This is a genomic window from Limosilactobacillus oris, assembly GCF_025311495.1.
GTDB lineage: Bacteria > Bacillota > Bacilli > Lactobacillales > Lactobacillaceae > Limosilactobacillus > Limosilactobacillus oris_A.
Genome location: NZ_CP104398.1, coordinates 403,122 through 423,975, shown reverse-complemented (window position 1 = coordinate 423,975; position 20,854 = coordinate 403,122). Strand labels below are relative to the sequence as shown.

The 20,854-nt window shown below is 53.3% G+C and carries 16 protein-coding genes, 1 other RNA gene and 1 pseudogene; 14 read left to right on the top strand and 4 right to left on the bottom strand.

Annotated features, from left to right (window positions below):
• Positions 1–25 precede the first annotated feature (25 nt).
• Together mvaD and mvk are read right to left on the bottom strand one after the other, a co-directional pair.
• Positions 26–997 carry a diphosphomevalonate decarboxylase gene (mvaD, locus tag N4599_RS02155; RefSeq protein ID WP_191364074.1) on the bottom strand — a complete coding sequence of 324 codons (972 nt, stop codon included), beginning with the start codon at positions 995–997 and terminating at the stop codon, positions 26–28.
• Positions 997–1,947, bottom strand: a complete 951-nt coding sequence (mvk, locus tag N4599_RS02150; RefSeq protein WP_260901675.1) for a mevalonate kinase — start codon at positions 1,945–1,947, stop codon at positions 997–999. Before mvk ends, mvaD begins: the two co-directional genes overlap by 1 nt.
• Before the next feature lie 181 nt (positions 1,948–2,128).
• Here mvk and N4599_RS02145 point away from each other — a divergent pair, with 181 nt between their 5' ends.
• From N4599_RS02145 to N4599_RS02130, 4 genes are all read left to right on the top strand, one after another.
• The gene (locus tag N4599_RS02145; RefSeq protein WP_191364076.1) at positions 2,129–4,978 is read left to right on the top strand and encodes a helicase C-terminal domain-containing protein; all 2,850 of its coding nucleotides are present in this window, start codon (positions 2,129–2,131) and stop codon (positions 4,976–4,978) included.
• Between the two features lie 72 nt (positions 4,979–5,050).
• Positions 5,051–5,569, top strand: a complete 519-nt coding sequence (locus N4599_RS02140) for a cell wall elongation regulator TseB-like domain-containing protein (RefSeq protein ID WP_260901673.1) — start codon at positions 5,051–5,053, stop codon at positions 5,567–5,569.
• 64 nt (positions 5,570–5,633) lie between these two features.
• Positions 5,634–6,341: a DnaD domain-containing protein gene (locus N4599_RS02135; RefSeq protein ID WP_003713364.1), complete on the top strand. Its 708-nt coding sequence runs from the start codon at positions 5,634–5,636 to the stop codon at positions 6,339–6,341.
• A gap of 17 nt (positions 6,342–6,358) precedes the next feature.
• Complete coding sequence (locus N4599_RS02130) at positions 6,359–7,282, top strand: DMT family transporter (RefSeq protein WP_003714920.1); 924 nt, start codon at positions 6,359–6,361, stop codon at positions 7,280–7,282.
• A 375-nt stretch (positions 7,283–7,657) separates the two neighbouring features.
• On the opposite strand, the gene N4599_RS02125 is transcribed toward N4599_RS02130, so the two are convergent.
• Together N4599_RS02125 and recU are read right to left on the bottom strand one after the other, a co-directional pair.
• Positions 7,658–9,904, bottom strand: a complete 2,247-nt coding sequence (locus tag N4599_RS02125; RefSeq protein ID WP_191364078.1) for a PBP1A family penicillin-binding protein — start codon at positions 9,902–9,904, stop codon at positions 7,658–7,660.
• Positions 9,894–10,529 (bottom strand): Holliday junction resolvase RecU, encoded by a 636-nt coding sequence (recU, locus tag N4599_RS02120; protein WP_191364092.1) that lies wholly within the window; start codon positions 10,527–10,529, stop codon positions 9,894–9,896. Before recU ends, N4599_RS02125 begins: the two co-directional genes overlap by 11 nt.
• Positions 10,530–10,612: 83 nt before the next feature.
• Between recU and N4599_RS02115 the strand changes: the two genes are divergently transcribed.
• From N4599_RS02115 to N4599_RS02070, 10 genes and pseudogenes are all read left to right on the top strand, one after another.
• Positions 10,613–11,197 (top strand): SLOG family protein, encoded by a 585-nt coding sequence (locus tag N4599_RS02115; RefSeq protein WP_260901666.1) that lies wholly within the window; start codon positions 10,613–10,615, stop codon positions 11,195–11,197.
• 76 nt (positions 11,198–11,273) lie between these two features.
• Positions 11,274–11,642 carry a cell division regulator GpsB gene (gene gpsB / locus N4599_RS02110; protein WP_003713516.1) on the top strand — a complete coding sequence of 123 codons (369 nt, stop codon included), beginning with the start codon at positions 11,274–11,276 and terminating at the stop codon, positions 11,640–11,642.
• 32 nt (positions 11,643–11,674) lie between these two features.
• Positions 11,675–12,048: RNase P RNA component class B (rnpB, locus tag N4599_RS02105), an RNA gene on the top strand.
• Between the two features lie 292 nt (positions 12,049–12,340).
• A complete protein-coding gene (gene pyrR, locus N4599_RS02100; RefSeq protein WP_191364080.1) occupies positions 12,341–12,871 on the top strand; it encodes a bifunctional pyr operon transcriptional regulator/uracil phosphoribosyltransferase PyrR in 531 nt (176 codons plus the stop codon).
• A gap of 115 nt (positions 12,872–12,986) precedes the next feature.
• The gene (locus N4599_RS02095; RefSeq protein WP_062812585.1) at positions 12,987–13,937 is read left to right on the top strand and encodes an aspartate carbamoyltransferase catalytic subunit; all 951 of its coding nucleotides are present in this window, start codon (positions 12,987–12,989) and stop codon (positions 13,935–13,937) included.
• Positions 13,937–15,223 carry a dihydroorotase gene (locus tag N4599_RS02090; protein ID WP_191364081.1) on the top strand — a complete coding sequence of 429 codons (1,287 nt, stop codon included), beginning with the start codon at positions 13,937–13,939 and terminating at the stop codon, positions 15,221–15,223. Before N4599_RS02095 ends, N4599_RS02090 begins: the two co-directional genes overlap by 1 nt.
• A gap of 2 nt (positions 15,224–15,225) precedes the next feature.
• A complete protein-coding gene (carA, locus tag N4599_RS02085; RefSeq protein ID WP_191364093.1) occupies positions 15,226–16,314 on the top strand; it encodes a glutamine-hydrolyzing carbamoyl-phosphate synthase small subunit in 1,089 nt (362 codons plus the stop codon).
• On the top strand, positions 16,307–19,489 hold the full coding sequence (gene carB / locus N4599_RS02080; RefSeq protein ID WP_260901660.1) for a carbamoyl-phosphate synthase large subunit: 3,183 nt from the start codon (positions 16,307–16,309) through the stop codon (positions 19,487–19,489). Before carA ends, carB begins: the two co-directional genes overlap by 8 nt.
• A 163-nt stretch (positions 19,490–19,652) precedes the next feature.
• On the top strand, positions 19,653–20,021 hold the full coding sequence (locus N4599_RS02075; RefSeq protein ID WP_062812794.1) for a hypothetical protein: 369 nt from the start codon (positions 19,653–19,655) through the stop codon (positions 20,019–20,021).
• Between the two features lie 15 nt (positions 20,022–20,036).
• A pseudogene (locus tag N4599_RS02070) lies at positions 20,037–20,841 on the top strand (aldo/keto reductase).
• The last annotated feature ends 13 nt before the right edge of the window (positions 20,842–20,854 follow it).

Sequence of the window (20,854 nt, the reverse complement as noted above, 5' to 3'; positions counted from 1 at the left end):
TGCGTAAGTTCCCTTCTCATCCAAATTAATCATTCCAAATCTCAATTCCCGGTCCCGGTTTAGCAACTACCAGCCGGTCAGTACCAAACTGGGCTGCCAGGGTCGAGTAGACTGCTTTCCGGTTGGCTTGGTCATAAATGACCTTCACGTTCGGCCCGGCGTCCATTGTAAAGTAGCAGTTGACACCATTTTCACGCAGCTCCCTGACGATGGTCATCGCCGTTATGGTATCACTGTCAAAGTAGGTGAAGCCGGGGTCGGCGGAGAGTGTCAGGGCGTGCATTCGCAGGGCGTTTTCCTCGGCGATGGCCCCAATCTGGTCAATATCCTGGGCCGCGATGGCCTTTTTAACCGCCGCCATGTCTTGAGCGACCACTTCCGGCCAGACCCGGTAGTAGGGAGAGGTCGAAACACTCTGCTGCATGCCAAACCGGCTCGAAATCTTCTTCTTATGGGTATCGACCAGGATGGCAATCATTTCAATACCAAAATCGACTTGTTCCATAATCGGCAGCGCGTAGGAAGTCTGGTCATCGTGGCCGGCCTGCCATTCGACTAAGCCGCCATAAATTGACCGGGTTGCCGAACCGGACCCCCGGCGTGCCAGTCGGGAAAGTTCGCGCCGGCTCAGCTGTAAACCAGCCGCCCGGCTCGCAGCACCCGCCAGAGCCGCAAACGCGGAGGCAGAAGAGGCCAATCCTGCTGCTGTGGGCACGTGGTTTTGCGAATCTACCCGTGCCCGGGCACTTAGGCCGTTGCGCTGTCGTACAATGTCCAACAGGTGGGTCACTTTCGCGGCCGCTGGTCCGGCAAGCTGCTGGCCGTTGATCATTACTTGGTCGGCGGTTAGTTCCTGGTCAAAGTTGACCCTGGTGGTGGTGTAGAATTCATCAAGCGTTAAGGACAGGCTGTCCGTTTGCGGAATAATCAGCTCCTGGTCCTTTTTGCCCCAATACTTGACTAGGGCGATGTTGGTGTGGGCTTTCGCGGTCGCCATTAAATCGTCCCTCCTTGGTCGAGTGGCTGAATCCAGGTCTGCGCCGCGCCATTCTCCTTGAGGATGCTGGCGAGCTTGCGGGCGCCGAGGGCGGTTTCCATAATGGCAAACATACAGCCGCCGCGGCCGCCCCCCGTTAGTTTGGCCCCCCGGGCGCCATTTGCCCGGGCAACGGCGATCAGGTGGTCCAGCTGGTCATTGCTGACGCCGAGAGCTGTTAGATCAGCCTGGGCGGCATCGAGTGCCATCCCCAGTTTACCGACTTCATTGTGTTCTAGGAAACCACGGACATCTTTTACTAGTGCGCCCAGGTGGTCAATGTGCTGGTTAGCGCCTGCCGGATCCTTTCGGATGAGGGCTTGCACGTCGGTAATGGCCTCCTTAGTGGCCCCCTTGATTCCGGTATCGGCAATCACCATCGTAGCCGTGAGCTTCATTTCAAGTGGTTGTCCGGCCTGACCCTTGACATAGTAGAGCGGGTTAGCAGATGAGCTAGTGGCCGCGTCCAGACCAGAGGGGCTCCGGTGGGTGACTTCCTCTTCGATGTCGGCGAGCCGGAGCAGGGTCGGACGGTCTAAGGACTTTTCGTAGTAATCAAAAAAAGCGCGCACAATCGCAATTGCGGTTGCGGCTGATGATCCCATTCCCCGTTCTGCGGGCAGTTCACTAGCGATTGTCAGGCGCCAGCCATCCTTTTCGCCAGCAAAGTGCTGGGTGAGGGCCCCAATCAACTTTTGAATGCCGCGCATCGTCGGAGGCAGTTGACTGAGTGGACCGTTATAGTAACGACTGGCAATGAGCTGCTCGCTAGTCGGCATGTGCTTGATGGTCGCCGTGAGTTTAACGTTGGGAAGCGGAAGCGCAATTGCGGGCTGTCCATAGACAACGCTGTGCTCCCCCATTAAAATAATTTTGGCATGGCTCGTTCCAATCCCCTGTTGTTTCACCATCGTAACCTACTTTCTCAGATAAAAATTCCATTTTCCATCATAACTTAAAATGGTCCAAAGTCAAAGGGGCGGACTTGACTTGTAACCAAATCTAAAGAAATCGGCGACTTAATCCCCCGCGGCCGGGGAAGAATGGTGTATCATACTATTAGGAATAAAATAGGAGAAATCCGGTGATATTTTGCAAAAGAAGAATAAACGGCGGACACCCAAGCGTGACCGGACCGCGCCGATCTATTCGGTCGTTGATCTGGAAACGACTGGTACCAGTGTTAATCACGGTGACCGCATTATCCAAATTGGCTGCGTTCTTGTCCAGGACGGCCAGGTCATCAACCACTTTGAGACAAAGGTTAACCCGCGGGAGAAGATCCCCCGGGCGGTCGTACAGCTGACCGGTATCCAGGACCGGGACGTTCGCAAGGCCCCGCTCTTTGAAGATGTGGCGGGGACAATCTACAGCCTCTTGACGGGCACAACGTTCGTCGCCCATAACGTTAACTTTGATTTTCCGTTTTTAAACGCGGAACTTGAACGGGCGGGCTACCCACCGCTGCCAATCAAGGCCATTGACACAGTGACGCTCAGTCAAATCTTGCTGCCCACGGCGAAGAGCTTCCGCCTGCGGGACCTGACGAGCAGCTTGCAAATCGAGCATGACCATCCGCATAGTGCGGTCTCTGACGCCGAGGCGACCGCCAGTTTGCTGGTCGACCTCTTAAAGCGGGTTCATGACCTGCCGACGGTGACCCTTGACCAGCTGGTTCAGATGAAGTTGGACCTGCCTCAGCAGACAGCCGAAGTGTTCACGGCTGAGCTCGAACGGCGCCGTACCCACCCGCAGCCGCTCAGCGAGGACCTGTTCGTCAGTCATGGCCTGGTCTTACATAAGCAACGGCTAGTAGCGGTAGAAAAAGCCACCGCCAAGGTTCGTTACCCGGCCACCCGGCGCGCAAAGGAAAAGCTCTTTAAAGACCAGCTCGTTTTTCGTCTGGTCCAGGCCAAGATGATGAATAGTATCTACAATAACTACACGCATGACGAACCCAAAAATATGGTTGTGGAAGCCGGGACGGGGAGTGGGAAGACCCTCGGCTACTTGCTGCCGTTGGCCTACGCTGCCTTCCCTGACAAACGGATTGTCGTCAGCACCGCCACGAACCTGCTCCAGGAACAGGTCGATAGTCAGGCTGTTCGGCAGCTTAACCAGGTGTTGCCGTTTACCGTCAATAGCGTGGTGGTTAAGGGCAACCAGCATTACATTGACCTTGCCAAGTTCGTGCACTCCCTGAGTATTATTGAAGATTCCAAGCTGGTCCAGCTGATTAAGGCAAAAATCCTCGTCTGGCTGTTGCAAACGACGACAGGGGACCTTGATGAACTGAACCTGACGACTACGAGGTCGCCATACTTTACCGAGATTCGCCACCGGGGTGTGCGGACACTCAACCCGAAGAGTGAGTTTTACAGGGATGACTTTCTGGTTCGGCGGAACAAGCGGCTCGACCAAGCCGACGTGATTATTACTAACCACTCCTACTTGGTAGCTCATGCTGAGTTACTGGGGGATGGCACCCGGCGGCCGTACCTGGTAGTTGATGAGGCCCAGCACCTCAGTCGCAACATCCTGCGTCAGTCGCGGCGGCAATTTAACTTTCAGCAGATCAGGGCGGCTGTTCATATTTTGGATGGCCTAGTAAGTAATAGTAGTGAGCGCAACCTGGTCAACATTTTCGCCGACCACCCCCTGGGGAGCTACAACGTTGAATTGCTCCGGGAGGACCTGCACCATGTCAGCGAGGCCGTTAACCAGTTTCAACAGGCACTTTACCGTCAGTTTATGCAGCAGTCGACTACGAGTACGGACAACGAGCTGATTGAGCAGCCGCTGGCAAACGAACAGCTGGAGCAACTGCTCGACATCGGTGGACCAGTAATGATGGAGCTGGAACAAGCGCTGGGGAGCGTGCAATTGCACTTCTCCGCCTTGCGCCACATTTTTAGCCAGCAGGCGGGGCGGTGGCTGCCGAGTGACCGTTACCTGATGAGCCAGTTTCAGAGTCAGCTGACAACGCTCGTCGACGCTGACACGACCTTGAACAGTTTTAACGAAACCCTCCGCCACCGGGGTGAGGAGGCAGCATTTTGGCTAACGATCCGTCAGTCAGCCGAGCACAGTACGATGGTCCTCCGTGGGGGCCTCTTGTCGGTCAACCACTTTTTGACGGAGCAGGTCTACCCGTACTTTGCCCAGCCGCTGTTCGTTGGCGCGACCCTCTTTAGCTCGAGCCGGTCGCAGTATTTATACCAGCAGCTAGACCTAGACCGGCGAGGAACACTGACCAAGCGCTTTGCATCGCCGTTCGACTACCAACACCACTCTAAGGTCCTGATTGCTAAGGACGCTCCACTGCCTGGCAACCAGAAGAATGCGGACTATGTTCACTACCTGGCCCAGACGATTTATGACCTGACCAAGGACAGCAACTGTCAGACGATGGTCCTCTTCAACTCCCTGTTGATGGTTGACCAGGTCTATTCACAGTTGCGCGAGACCGGCCTGTTTAACCAGCGTGATATTTTGGCTCAGGGAATCACCGGTAGCCGAGAAAAAATCTTAAAGCAGTTCTCAACTGGAGAAAACGCGCTGCTGCTTGGGGCCGCCAGTTTCTGGGAGGGTGTTGACTTGCCGGATACGGCCCTGGAACTCCTGATCATTACCCGGTTGCCGTTTGATTCTCCCGACGAAATTATGAACCGGGCTTACAATAGCCTGCTTAAACGACAGGGAAAGAATCCTTTCTACCAGTCTGAGTTGCCGAAAGCGACGATGCGGCTCCGGCAGGGAATTGGCCGCCTCATCCGGACCGAGACGGACACCGGGGTCGCGGTAATCTTGGATCCGCGGCTCCTGACCCGTCGGTACGGTCAGACGATTATGAAAAACTTGGAGCGGGACTACCCGCTTACCATTCTGCCGACCGACCAGCTGGTGCGGACTGCTAATAATTTTCTTAAAAAGCACCATTAGTTAGCGCTAGTTGCTAATTTTTTGATATAATCTAAAAGATTGACATCAGAAGCTGAGGAAGGGATAGCAAGAATGCAAAGTCGACGTGAAGTTCAACAAGCGCAAAGCCGCGGTTCGTTTCTGAAACGGGTTCGCAATGTTTTGCTGGTATTTCTGGTAATCTTGCTGGTAGGCTGGGTGACTTACGCAGTCAGCAACCAACCACGAGCGGCCGCTCGCCGGCAGGCCATCCAGCTGGCCGAAAAATACGGTCATCTCCAGGATCCGCAAAAGTTTTACATCTATAATCGGGAGAGTACCTTCTACACAGTAGCCGGCAAGAACCAGCAGGGACAGTCGATCCTGGTGATTGTTCCGCAGAAAGGCGGCAACATCCGGGTGCTCAAGCAGGCGGACGGCTTATCTGCTCAGCAGGTTCGGACAATGACCAGGCAGCGCCGGCATCCCGCTGAAATCCTCAAGGTGGCGCCGGGCGTGTTTAACGATAAGGCTGTCTGGGAAGTCACTTACCGTAACGGGAAGGGCCGCCTGTGCTATGACCTGATCAATTTTAAGACCGGGAAATATGTTCAAGAGATTAATAACCTATAAGATTACAAAGAGGTTGGGAGAAAGTTGCATTTTCTTCCAACCTCTTATCTAGGAGGGGTGTTAAATGGCAGAAAATATCTTGCAGCGGTACCTGGCGGCAGGGGAAACCCTAATCAGCAACCTGCTACTCCACCATTACAAGGAGTTAGGGCTGACGACCTCGCAGCTGGTGCTCTACTTACAATTGAAGTCGTACCAAGACCAGGGGGTGGCTAATCCCGATATCCGCCAAGTAGCGAAAAACCTGGGGACGTCCGAAGTGCAGGTGTTTGACCAGCTTCACCAGATGATGGTCAATGGTCTTGCGGAGCAGAAAATGCAACGTCAGGCGGACGGCAAGGAAGAGGCGGTGTATGACTTTACGCCGCTAATCAACCGCTTGGTTCTTTATGATGAGCAGCAGGCTGACCAGCAAAAAGATGATACGGGAGCTAATGAACGGATGAAGACCTTTAACCAGTTGGAAGCCGAATTCAACCGGCCCCTGTCGTCAATGGAGATGCAGATCGTCAATGACTGGCTGGACAAGGATAGTTATAGCCCGGTAATGATCAAGCTGGCCCTACGCCAGGCGGTCCTGAACAGTGCGCTCAACCTGAAGTATATGGAGCGTATCCTGGAAAGCTGGGCTCATCAGGGCTTGCGCAGTCAGCATGATATTGAGGAACATGAACGACAGTTTGAGGAACAGCGGGGGCAGTCAGCAGCTGCTAGCGGGAAAGGCAAACAACCGCGTGGCCCCAAGATTCCAATTTACAAACTAGGTGAGTAGAAGTAGAGAAGGGATGGATGAAAATGGATAATGGTAATTTGTCACGGCAGGTAATGAAAGGGATTGGCTGGGCGGCCCTCGCTTCCGTTATGTGGGGGATTTCCGGGACGGTGCTCCAGCTGATCTCGCAAAACTTAGCCATTCCGGCAACCTGGATGCTCTCGACCCGGACCCTGATTACCGGAGTGATTCTTCTGGCAATCAGCTTTTGCATTTATGGGAAGCGAACTTTCGACGTCTTTAAGACTAAGGAAACTGCTATTTCGGTTGTGACTTACGCAATCTTTGGCCTGATGCTGAACCTGCTGACTTTCTACTATGCGGTCCAGACGGGGAACGCCTCCGCGGCGACGATTTTGCAGTACCTGTCACCGCTGTTTATTGTTCTCGGGGATATTTTTATCCTGCGGGAACGGCCCCTCCGGAGCGACATCATTGCCTTTGTCTTGGCAATGATCGGGATTGTAATGTGCGTTACCCGGGGTAACCTGCATTCCCTGTCGCTGCCAGTGGTTTCCCTGCTGTGGGGCCTGGGATCCGGAATCACGGCCGCCTTCTACGTTGTTCTGCCGAAGCGAGCCGTTGCCAAAAACCCGCCACTGGTTGTCCTCGGCTGGGGGACAATGATTGCCGGGGTCCTGTTTAACCTTTACCGTCCAATGTGGGTCAACCCGCCTCACATCTCGACGACCCTCGTGTTATCAGTGGGGACGGTAATCCTGTTCGGAACGATTCTGCCATTTGGCTTGCTGCTGCACGCGACGAACTTTGCGCCATCGGACGTGGTCAGCATTATGGATGCCCTGCAGCCAATCGTTACCTCAGTGTTGAGCGTGATCTTCTTCCACCTCTTCATGAACTGGGTGGAAATTATCGGGATTATCCTGGTCCTGGTCGCGATTTACCTCTTGCAGGATGGTCGTCGGAAGATTCAGGTATGATGTTCCATTTAATAAACTTAAAGGGAGCGTGACAGAAGTCATTTATGACTTCGTCTTCACGCCCCCGCAAGCACAAAGAGGGCTTCAGAGTTCGGCTTTGCCGAGCACTGAAGCCCCTTTGTGTACTGCGCTGTTCGTCTTTTATCTAAGTAATAGTACTTATGTCACAGCCTCTTACTGTTTTAAAGACAAAATGCAACAGCGCAGTAGCTGGCTAGCAGTTCAAATAGCCTTGCTGTGCGGCGGAGTTATCCTTCCTACAGGCTAGCTCCGCGTCGTCGTCCCAGCCAGCCTCTTTTAAATACAGCAACGGCCCATACCAGAGAAAAGTAGTTCTGGCATGGGCCGTTGTATTAGTCTTAATTGTAATTGTACTTATTGATTATTATTCCCGTTGCTGGGTTGTGTATTTGGCTGTTGATTACCATTCCCGTTACCCGGCGTAGTCGTGTTAGCATTGCTCGACTGGGTCGTCTGACTGGAGCTGTTTTGCTCCTGATTGTTGCTAAAGACTGAAGACGAAGAAACAATCGAACTGCTAAGTGATGAGGAACGGCTTTCGCTGCTACTACTGCTGCTGTCGTCGTCATCATCAATTGCCGCGTACTCTAAGGCCCACTTGGAATCCTTAATAACCAACTGACGTTTACCATTGACCCGGACAGCTTCGACTGTGTCTGGCATCTTCCAGTTGGAGGCGTGGTTCCGGCTATCAAGGTACTGCATTTCGTCCTTGTATAACCACTGGGCGGAGTTGGTGTAAGTGTCGGAAATCGGGCTGGCTGACTGTGGCCGGTCATAACCGGTCCAGACAGCAATCGAGTAGTTCTTGGTGTAACCAGCCATCCAGGAATCCATGACCCCAGACTGGTTGCCGCCAGGGTAGTTGGTCGTCCCGGTCTTTCCGGCCTGGTTAACGCCACTGATGTTTGCTTCCCGTCCAGACCCCTGGGAATCGGTGAAGACGCCCTTGAGCATATCGGTCATCATGTAAGCAGTGGCCTTATTCATTGCTTGGTGTCCCTTGGAGCTGAAGCGCTTGACGTTACCGTCCTGGGTAGTGATTGAAGAAATATAGTATGGTTCGTAGTAAGTCCCACCGTTGGCAAAGGCTGCGTACGCTGCAGATACTTGTAATGGGGAGATGTAGAGGCCAATCCCGTTTTGCAGGGTGTACGGCTTCTTTTGCGAAATACCAAGACCATTTAAGAAGGTCGTCGCCCGTTTGATTCCGACATCCTGCAGTGTCCGGATTGCGGGAACGTTCCGTGATTGGACGAGGGCCGCCCGCATTGTCATCGTTCCCTTGTACTTGTTATCAAAGTCGTGAAGGGCAATGCTGGTGCCTGGGTAGTAGAACTTCGTGTCCTGAACCGCCTTGAAGGTCGGCCACTGGAGGTACTCGATTGCCGGACCATAATCCATTAACGGCTTGGCAGTCGAACCAGAGCTCCGGTTGGTTTGTACGGCCCGGTTCAGACCATAAACTACGTTCCCAGTGTGCCGGCCGCCAAGCATGGCAACCACTTGACCGTTATGCGGGTCGGTAATCGCTACACCAGCCTGCATCTGGCTACTTTGGAACGGTACGGTATCGTTAGCTGCGGTATAGAGGTGCTTTTGGGCAGCCAGGTCAATGTTAGTGTGGACTTGCAGACCGTCGTTATAAGGGTTGTAGCCCTTAGATTGCAGGTCGGCCAGCACTTCCTTAATGTACGGGTCAATGACCTTTTCATCAACGTTGACGTCCCCATTAGAAGTATTGCCGTGACTGGAATCCAGATCAGCGGTAATGCTTTCCTGGGCGGCCTTGTCCGCTTGGGCCTGGGTGATGTACTTGCTCCGGACCATCGCGTTTAGGACCTCGTTCCGCCGGCGCGTTGCGGCCTGGGTGTTAGTAGACAGGGGGTTGTAGTAGGTCGGTGACTGGGGCATCCCTGCCAGCAGAGCCAGTTGGGAGAGGCTGAGCTGGTTAAGGTCCTTGCCGTAGTAATACTGGGCCGCGGTCTGCATCCCATAGACCCCGTTCCCCATGTAAACCTTATTAATGTAGAAATCGAGGATCTGGTTTTTGCTGAAGTGCCGTTCAACGTTGATTGCCAGCCAGGCTTCCTGGGCCTTGCGCTTAAAGGTCCGGTCTGAAGCCGCCGTGGAAAAGACGGATAATTTGACCAGTTGCTGGGTAAGGGTACTACCACCCTGCATCCCGTCGGAACGGCCAAAGATATTCGCGGTCGCGGCGCCCACGATTCGGATCGGGTCAACCCCGTGGTGCTTGTAGAAGCGCCGGTCCTCGATGGAAACGACCGCGTGCTTTAAGGTCGCGGGAACTTGGCTATCCTTGGCGTATTCACGCTTTTGCAGGCCCAGCCGGGAGATGACCCGATTTTGGCTGTCATAGATAGTTGTTCCATTCTGACTAGCTAATTCGCTTTGACTAATCTTAGGCGCGCTCGACGCGTAGTAAAAGAAGAGGGCAGCACCAGCGACGAATAGCAAGACGACGACCCCAACAATTGAGAGGATAATCTTCTTAACTAAACCGCCGCTTCGTTGTTCCTCGTCGCGTTCTTCATCGGCTTGCCGGCGAGAACTGCGAGTCGGTTGTTCGTTATTCGACATGATAGGCTCCTTTGTTCTTTGCAGCGATAATCTGATCGACTGCTTGAAGATATGGTAAGCGCGGATTCAATTGGTAGTCAATAGGAAATCCCGCTTGCTGAATATCGGTCAGCAGGATTGATTTGCGGCCACCATTTGTTTGGGCATCCCAGTACCGGATCAGGGTGCTGGCTGGTAGAAGGTATACCAGGTCCAATTCGGTGAATTTGATGAAGGCAAAACAAATGCCCCCCTGCCGCACACACTCTTGCATATGCCGGATTTGGTGTTCGTGGAAATTTTTGAGTGGGAAGGAACGTTTGTTGCGGGTTTCCTTCGCGTCAAAGTCAATGTAGTAGCCCTTATAGATACCATTGTAGTCGGTGGTAGAAGGACGCCGGAAATAGGCCTCCTTAATGACTGCGGCGCTGCGTTTCGGGTAGTCAACTTTGACTAGCTGAATCGGCGTCGGTTTTTTATGAATAACTGCGATGTGCCGACTAAGGTAGTATTGGTTGCTATGGTTGATTTCGTCTTCCAACGACATCCCCCGCTTCGCGTAAATCGACTGGTGGGGGGTCGGTAAATCCCGGTTAGCGTGATATGATTGGTGAGGGTGCTGACCATTGGGATAGTGAATAGTCAATTTGCTCACTCTCCTAACTAGCATTATATTATACCAGAAAAAATGTAAAATGATTGATACAGAACAGTTACGGGGGTGAAATTATGCGTCGTTTATGGTTAACAGGCTACCGCAGTTATGAATTGAATGCTTTTCAGGATGATGACCCCAAAGTAGCCGTGGTCAAGCGGGTCCTTACGCAACGGCTGACGAGTCTGCTAGAAGAGGATGACGATGAATTCTGGGTGATTACCGGGCCCCAGCTCGGGGTCGAGCAGTGGGGAGCGGCGGTGGCCTTAGAACTTAAAAAGAACTTTCGCCAGTTAAAGGTTGCGATGATGCTGCCGTTTGCAGATTTTGGTCAGCAGTGGAACGCTACTAACCGCGACCGGCTGCTAAACCTGCGTGATCGAGTTGACTTTGCCCGCGAGGTGACGACTAAGCCTTATGAGTCACCGGAGCAGCTCCGCTTGTACCAACGCTTTATGCTGGACCACACGGACAGTATGCTGATGGTGTACGACCCGGATCATCCGGGCAAGCCAAAGTACGATTACGAACTGGCCCAAAAGTACGGTGACCAGCAGGACTACCCGGTCGACCTCGTGGACTTTGATGAACTGCAGGAAGCAGCAATCGAGTGGGGCGAAGAGCAACGGGAGCGGAAGCTGGCTGAACAGGATTACTAATTGGCCCTTGCAATCGAAGCTAAATTTGTTACCATTATTAGTGTATTACGCAAACTAAAGATTGAGGTGTTTAAGGTTGGATAGTATTAATTACACGCCGCAGGACATCCTGCACAAGCAGTTTAAAGAAAAGAGCATTGGTAAGGGCTATGACATGGCTGATGTGGACGAGTTCCTCGACAATGTGATTAAGGACTACGACGCCTACAACAAGGAAGTTGACCGCTTGAACGACGAGAACGAACGGCTCAAAGCGAAGGTTGACGAATTAAACCGCCAGGTCGAGGTAGGCTCTTCGATGCCGAGTCGGTCTGCTAGCCGGCAGCCGGTATCATCCGCTACCAATATGGATATCCTCAAACGCTTATCTAACCTGGAACGGCGGGTCTTTGGCTCCCAACTCGGTGGGGAAAATAACAATAACGAAGATTCACACTTGCTTTAGTGCGCGGTAAAAGTTTATAATATTTACTTGCAAGTCTTGGGTGATTGAGCACAGCTATTGTTGTGTTAGGAAGGTCCATGCTCGCACAGGCTGCGATGCCTGTAGTGTTTGTGCTCGCTGAAAAAATAAGGCGGGGCACCGGCTGGTCCGGTGACGGCGGAAAAAACGGCTACGGTTTTACTATGCCCGAGTATTCCTGAAAAGTGCCACAGTGACGATACAGTTGGGGAAACCCAGCTGGTGGAACGCGGTAAACCCCTCAAGCGGTAAACCCAAACTACGGTAGGGGAGCTTTGGATAGCAAATTGAAGCGATTCCAGGGGAGAGCTTTTGCTCTGAGATAGATGATTGCCTCGGGGTGGCCATTGCCTGGTGGTGGCCCTACGACAAAACATGGCCTATAGATTCTTGCAAACAGGTGCCCGGTTCTGCCGGGCTTTTTTTGTGGAAGTGCTAGTCCCGTGGGTGGAAAGCACGTTATCTTATGTCGCATTCAGAATAAAATTCCAGATCGTCTTGACATTTTCTTAAAAGCTGGTATCTTTATAGACAATCAATGTCCTTTAAGTTAGTCCCGTGAGGCTAGTAAGGTGCGGCTAAAAATACGAGAATACCAGTTGTTTGGTATTGGAGCCCCTAGACTACACGGATGAGTCTAGGGGCTTTTCTTTTGGGGCATTGCAGAAAGAGGTGTGTTTATGAATAAGCAGATTATCGATGCAATGGCGATGAAGCGGGCGTTGACCCGGATCACCTACGAGATTATCGAAAAGAACAAGGGTACTAACCAGCTAGTCCTGATTGGCATCAAGACTCGCGGCGAGTTTATCGCCCAGCGAATCGCTGAGCAGATGAAGAAGCTCGAGGGGGCAACGGTTCCAGTTATTGCCCTGGACATTACCGGCTACCGTGATGACCAGCCTAGTCAGGCAGCGCAAAGTCAGAGCCATGTAGAAGGAGCCTTGCCAGTTTCGATTGACGATCAGCGGGTGATTCTTGTAGATGATGTTTTCTACACGGGCCGAACAATGCGGGCGGCCATGGATGCCATCATGGACCAGGGCCGGCCACAAACAGTTCAGATTGCGGTCCTGATTGACCGGGGGCACCGGGAAATGCCGATTCGACCGGACTTCGTTGGTAAAAACGTCCCGACGGCGAATAGCGAGGCGGTCAGGGTTAATATGACCGAAATTGATGACCAGGATAAGGTCGAATTAATTAAATAGCAACCATTAACTCTGCTCCAGAGAGGGCGTCATGGTATCTACGCTAGCGAGAAAACTAGCGATCAGTACGCCCGGAGCAATTGCCCCAGGCTTTTTTAGTATAAGGAGAATCATAATGACAGAACTTGTTCAATTACCACATTTCGTAAGTGTTGAAAATTTAACCGTTGACCAGATCAACGCCCTGATTGACCGGGCCGAATATTTCAAGCAGGGGGGCGCAACGCCGACACTGACCCAACCGGTCTATGTTACCAACATGTTCTTTGAGAACTCAACCCGGACCCACACTAGCTTTGCGATGGCCGAGAAAAAGCTGGGACTGACGGAAATCCCGTTTGACGCGGCCCACTCGTCAATGAGCAAGGGGGAGACCCTTTATGATACCTGCCTGGTCATGAATGCTTTGGGCGTGGACCTGTCCGTTATCCGGGCCAGTGAGAACGCCTACTACGAACCGCTGATTAACCCGGCTGCGGGCCAGCACCTGAACTTAGGAATTGTCAATGCTGGCGACGGTAGTGGTCAACACCCTTCGCAAAGTCTCTTGGATATGATGACTATCCATGAGCACTTCGGTCACTTTGCCGGCTTGAAGGTTGCCATTGTCGGGGACATCACCAATTCCCGGGTGGCCCGGTCGAACATGGAAATCCTTACCCGTCTCGGTGCGGAAGTGTACTTCTCCGGTCCAGATTACTGGTATGACCACCGCTTCGACAAGTACGGTAAGTACCTGCCGGTAGACGAGCTGGTTGACCAGGTCGATGTGCTGATGCTCCTCCGTGTTCAGCACGAACGGCACGCCGGGGATGCTAACGAAACTAGTTTCGACGCCGCTAAGTACCATCAACAGTACGGTATTAACCACGACCGTTACGACCGTCTGAAGGATGACTGTCTAATTATGCATCCGGGTCCGATCAACCACGACGTTGAGCTGGCCGGGGACCTGGTGGAAGCACCAAAGTCGGCCTTCTTCAAGCAGATGCAAAACGGTGTCTTCATGCGGATGGCGATGTTAGAAGCAGTAGTACGGGGACGGCATCTAGGAGGTCTGCAATAATGAAAACCTTAATTCAAAACGGGACCGTATATACTAACGGTCAATTAGTGAAAACCGATGTATTGATCGATGATGGTCAGATTCAGGCACTTGGCGATTTTGGCGACCTCGGTGATGAAGTTGGCCGGGTAATTAATGCTAGTGGCAAGCTGGTTGCACCGGGTTTGGTCGATGTTCACGTTCATTACCGTGACCCCGGTCAGACCCAGAAGGAAACGATTAAAACCGGTTCTGCCGCGGCGGCACACGGTGGCTTTACGACCGTTGGTGCGATGCCAAACGTTGAACCGACACCGGACACGCCGGAACGAGTTGCGGAAATGGTTAAACGCAACCAGGCAGAAGGACTGGTTCACATTGCCCAGTACGCTACGATTACGACCGGGCGGAGCGGCGACCAGCTCGTTGACTTTGCCGGCGTCAAGGAAGCCGGCGCCTTTGCCGTGTCTAATGACGGCAGTGGGGTGCAAACCGCCGGAACGATGTACAAGGCAATGCAGGGCGCAGCCGCCGCGGGATTGCCACTAGCAGCCCACGTCGAAGACAACTCCCTCCTTTTCGGTGGAGTGATGAACGAGGGCAAACGGTCCCGTGAATTGGGCGTACCGGGTGCACCGAGCGTGTCTGAATCAGCTCAGGTGGCCCGGGACCTGGTGCTTGCCAAGGCGACTGGCGTTCACTACCACGTCTGCCACGTTTCCACGAAGGAAAGCATTGCCATGATCCGTTTTGCCAAGCAGCAGGGGGTGAACGTTACCTGTGAGGCATCTCCCCACCACTTGCTGCTGGCCGACAAAGACATTCCGACCTGCAACAGCAACTATAAGATGAACCCGCCATTGCGCAGTGAAGAAGACCGGCAGGCGTTGCTTCAGGGGCTGCTGGACGGGACGGTCGACATGATTGCGACCGACCATGCCCCCCACACCGTTGACGACAAGCCGGGCGACTTTACCAAGGCGGCTAACGGGATTACCGGGAGCGAGACGGCATTCTGCGAATTGTATACGAAGCTGGTCAAAACCGGTATTTGCGGTCTAGCAAAGCTTTTGGACCTGCTGACGGCGAAACCGGCAGACCTGTTTGGCTTGGATCAGGCGGGGCACCTAGAACCAGGGAAGCCTGCCGACATCGCAATTTTTGACCTGGAACACGAAAGTGAAATCAAGCAGGAAGATTACCAGTCCAAGGGCATTAACACGCCGTTTACCGGTGATCACGTTTATGGGGCGACGGTCATGACCCTAGTCGATGGTCATGTAGTTTATGAACGAAAGGAAGATTAATGATGGAACGCTACCTAGTATTAGAAGACGGCAGTGTTTACGCCGGGGAAGCCTTTGGCGCCGACCGGTCAACCCTCGGTGAGGTGGTCTTCACCACAGGGATGACGGGTTACCAAGAGGCAATTACGGACCAGTCCTATGCCAACCAGATCCTGGTCTTTACCAACCCGCTGATTGGCAACTACGGGGTCAACCTCGATGATTATGAGTCCCTGGAACCGCAAATCAAGGGTGTTATCTGCCACCAGGTTGCCCGGCGGCCAAGCAACTGGCGGATGCAGGATACTTTACCGCACTTCCTCAGCCACCGCAGCATTCCGGGGATCCAGGGGATTGACACCCGGGAATTGGTGCGGAAGCTCCGCCATCACGGGACCCTGCGCGGTGCCATCGTTGATAGTGTGGCCAATCTGGAAGACATCGTTAAAAAGCTCCAGACAGCGGCACCAACGGCTAACATCATCAGCCAAGTTTCGACCAAGTCGCCGTACCCGAATCCGGGAACGAAGCGCAACATTGTTGTCATCGACTTCGGGATCAAGCATAGTATCCTCCGGGAACTGGCAGAGCGGGAATGCAACGTGATTGTCCTGCCATATACCGCGACGGCTGAAGAAATCCTCAACCTTAAGCCGGACGGTATTTTGCTGAGCAACGGCCCTGGAGACCCGGAAGAAATGACGGCGGCGGCCAAGATGGTAGCTGAGGTGGAAAAGCACCTGCCGCTGTTTGGCATCTGCATGGGGCACCAGATTTTTGCGCTAGCGAACGGTGCTAAGACTTACAAGATGAAGTTCGGCCATCGGGGCTTCAACCACCCGGTTCGCAACATCGCCACCGGCGAAATCGACTTTACCTCCCAAAACCATGGTTATGCCGTGGATCCGGCTTCGGTGGACGCGGAAAAGCTGTTGGTTACCCACGTGGAGGTCAACGATGGAACGGTTGAGGGCCTGCGCCACAAGCAGTACCCGGCCTTCTCCGTCCAGTTCCACCCGGACGCGGCTCCCGGTCCTCACGACGCCGACAGCCTATTTGACGATTTTATTAGCATGGTAGACCAACAAAGGAGTGAACGGACGAATGCCTAAACGCACGGATATTCATAAAATTTTAGTGATTGGTTCTGGCCCGATTATCATTGGGCAGGCCGCAGAATTTGACTATTCAGGAACTCAGGCGTGCCTGGCCTTGCGGGAAGAAGGTTATGAGACCGTCCTGGTGAACTCCAACCCGGCAACGATCATGACCGACAATGAAATTGCCGATCACGTTTATATCGAACCGCTGACGGTCGAGTCCGTTTCCCGGATTATTCGTAAGGAGTACCCGGATGCCATCCTGCCGACTTTGGGTGGACAGATTGGCTTAAACCTGGCGGTAGCCTTGTCGAAGACCGGCCTGTTGGATGAACTCGGCATCCAACTGCTGGGGACCAAGCTGGCCTCAATCGATGAGGCCGAGGACCGGGAAAAATTTAAGGAACTGATGCAGCGTCTTGGTGAACCGGTTCCGGCTTCCCAAACGGTTGAAACGGTTGACGAAGCGCTGGCGTTTGCTCACCAGATCGGCTACCCAGTCATTGTCCGGCCCGCCTTTACCATGGGTGGCACCGGTGGGGGAATGTGCCACAACGATGAGGAATTACGGACGATTGCGGCCAACGGGTTGGACTTATCGCCAGCAACTCAGTGCTTGATTGAAAAGTCAATTGCCGGTTACAAGGAAGTCGAGTTTGAAGTAATGCGGGACGCCGCTGACAACGCGATGGTAGTCTGCTGCATGGAAAACTTCGACCCAGTCGGCATCCACACTGGGGACTCGATCGTCTTTGCACCGAGCCAAACCCTCTCCGACCGTGATTACCAGATGCTGCGGGACTGTGCTCTCAAGCTGATTCGCGCCCTGAAGATTGAGGGGGGCTGTAACGTTCAATTGGCCCTCGACCCCAACAGCTACCACTACGACGTGATCGAAGTCAACCCCCGGGTCTCCCGGTCATCGGCCTTAGCCTCCAAGGCTACGGGTTACCCAATTGCTAAGATGGCGGCAAAGATTGCGGTTGGCCTGACGCTAGATGAAATTAAGAACCCGGTTACCGGGACGACCTACGCCGAATTTGAGCCGGCCCTCGACTACGTAGTCTGCAAGATTCCCCGTTGGCCGTTTGACAAGTTCAACCGAGCTGACCGCCGGCTAGGCAGTCAAATGAAAGCGACTGGGGAGGTTATGGCAATTGGTCGGACCGCCGAGGAAGCCCTCCAAAAGGCCGTTCGTTCATTGGAAATTGACGAAAAGGACCTGTACTCTGCGTCGGCCCATGCGGCGACCGATACCGCCCTGGAGGACAAGTTGGTCCATGCGGAGGATGATCGTCTCTTCTACATTGCCGAAGCCTTCAGCCGCGGTTACAGTATTGACGACGTGCACGAGCTGACTAAGATTAACGACTACTTTCTTGATATCGTGGCCCACCTGGTTGAACTGGAGCAGGCAATCAAGGACCAGCCGAACGATGTCGCTACCCTGCGACAGGCCAAGAAGTGCGGCTTTAGTGACCCAACAATTGCCCGCCTTTGGGAAACGACTCCGGCGGCAGTGCGGGACTTGCGCAAGGCTAACGGGATTGTGCCGGTCTACAAGATGGTTGATACCTGTGCCGCCGAGTTTGAGTCGGCAACCCCATACTTTTACAGCACTTACGACCGGGAAAACGAAAGCCAGCGGACGGATAAAAAGTCAGTCTTGGTTATCGGTTCTGGCCCGATTCGAATTGGGCAGGGGGTCGAATTTGACTACGCCACCGTTCACTGTGTTAAGGCCCTGCAGGCACTGGGCTACGAAGCTATCGTCATGAATTCGAATCCCGAAACGGTCTCAACCGACTTTTCCATTTCCGATAAGCTCTACTTTGAACCACTGACGCTTGAAGACGTTATGAATGTGATCGACCTTGAGCAGCCGGAAGGGGTCATCGTTCAGTTCGGCGGTCAGACGGCAATCAACCTGGCGGCCGGCTTGGAGAAAAACGGTGTCCAGATCCTGGGGACCAGTGTCAAGGACCTTGATGCTGCTGAGGACCGGCGGATTTTCGATGAGATTATCAAGCAGCTTGACTTAAAGCAACCGGTTGGTCTGACCGCCACGACCCACCAGGGGGTTATCGACGCCGCTAAACAAATCGGCTATCCGGTGTTAGTTCGGCCGAGCTACGTCCTCGGGGGAAAGGCGATGGAAATCGTTTATAACGAAGATGAGCTCCGCCAGTACCTTAAGGAAAACGCCGACGTGGCGAGCGATCATCCAATCTTGATCGATGCCTATCTGGAAGGACGGGAGTGTGAAGTTGACGCCATCTGTGACGGCCAGGACGTCCTCCTGCCGGGAATCATGGAGCACATTGAACACGCCGGAGTCCACTCAGGGGACTCAATGGCGGTTTACCCACCACAGAGTTTTGATGATGATATCAAGCAGCAGATTGTCGGCGCTACTAAGAAGCTGGCAATTGCCCTCAAGTGTCGGGGAATTATGAATATCCAGTTCATCATTCACGACCACGAGGCCTATGTCTTGGAAGTCAACCCGCGGGCAAGCCGGACGGTACCGTTCCTGAGCAAGATTACCGGAATTGAGATGGCCCAGGTGGCGACCCGTGTAATCCTCGGTGAGAGTTTGGCGGACCAGGGCTACCATGATGGTCTCTATCCAGAGAGCAAGACAATTCACGTCAAGGCACCGGTCTTCAGTTTCAACAAGCTGGATGACGTTGATGCCTACCTCGGTCCCGAGATGAAGTCGACGGGGGAGGTAATGGGCAGCGACCAGACCTTCGCAAAGGCGCTCTACAAGGCCTTCGCTGGGGCTAAAATGCAGCTGCCGGATAACGGGAGCGTCCTACTGACGATTGAAGATAACGATAAGGAGACGATTCTGCCGCTGGCGAAGCGCTTTGCCCTGATTGGCTACCGGCTTCTTGCAACGAAGGGGACCGCGGACTTCCTGAAAGAGAACGGCCTCCACGTCGAAACGGTCGGCAAGATTGGCGAGGATGATGGGGATGTTAACATCATCAACAAGCTCAAGGATAACCGGGTCGACCTGGTTATCAACACGATGGGGCATGACTATGCAAAGAACTCAGACGGCTTTATCATCCGGCAGACGGCGATTGAACACAACATCCCGCTGCTGACGGCGCTGGACACGGTTGATGCCCTGTTACGGGCGCTTGAGAACCGTTCCTTCTCGACGACCGCCTTGTAAAAAAATTGGACCGGGAATAGGCGCTTTAATAAAATGCAAGCCTAGCTCGGTTACAGATCAAACGACAAGTGCCTAAACTCGACTTTTTTGGCTGAGTTTAGGCGCTTTTTTGTACCCTCTTTTTTAAATTATGTTATTTTTATAATGAAAGGAAGTGGACGGGATGAAATTAGTGGTGACTGAACGGGCCAGTGACTGGCTCCAACAAAGGGGAATCGCTAGGGGCAGTCAGGTGGCTGTCTGGGCGGAGAAACAGGGTAATCAAGTGCGGATTAATTACCAGGCTAAGCAGCCTGATCAAGCAGTGGCAACTGTTAGTCAGGGTGGCGTGGACTTTTACGTTGAGTTTGCCGAAGAATGGTTTTTCTCTGGCAAGCAGGTGACAATCGACTATCGCGGTGATGACCGGCTAGCGTATGAAATTGCTGCTGAGCCAGTCCCGAACGTAGACACCACGAAGCAGCAACCAACGCCAGCTCCGGCTGATGCTAGTACCGCTGCCTCCCGTAAGTATGAAGAGTATTGGGAATAAATTGGAGGTTATAAAATGGAAACAGTAGAATTAAACAATGGCATTTTCATGCCGATGGTGGGCTATGGGACTTACCAGATTGCCCCGGCAGTAACGACTAAGAATGTTTTACGAGCATTGCGCACGGGCTACCGGCTGATCGACACAGCTCAATACTATGGCAACGAGGCCGAGGTCGGTGAGGCGCTGACTGAGAGACCAGGTTTTTGTGACGACGAAGGTGCAGACCAGTGGTTATGCGGCAACCAAGCAGGGCCTTGATGAATCCCTGCGCCGTTTCAACCATGACTACTTTGACCTAGTCATTATTCACTGGCCGACTGGAAACGATGCCGAAACTTACCGGGCCCTTGAGGACGCCTACCGTGATGGTAAGGTACGGGCCCTGGGATTGAGCAACTTCAATGCTGAGCAGGCACAGTCAATTATTGACGGCGCTACAGTCATGCCGGCACTCGACCAGATTGAGACCCATCTCAACTGACAGCAAAAACGGATGCACGCCTATCTGACCAGTCGGGGGATGATCCACGAATCGTACGCGCCACTGGGTGAAGGGCAGCGGGGCTTCTTAGACAATCTAACCCTAGTCAAACTGGCCGACCGTTATCACAAAACTCCGGCCCAGCTTACCCTGCGTTTCTTGGTTCAAGAAGGGATTGTTGTTATCCCGAAGACACTGAATCCCCAGCACATGGTTGATAACTTTAATATCGATAACTTTACCATTGAACTGGCAGATATCCGGGTATTAGAAAGCCTTGATAGTCGGCAGTCAATTGACGGCTGGCCGGCCGCGATGCAGGAGGACCAATATTAGCTTTGGCTTTCGC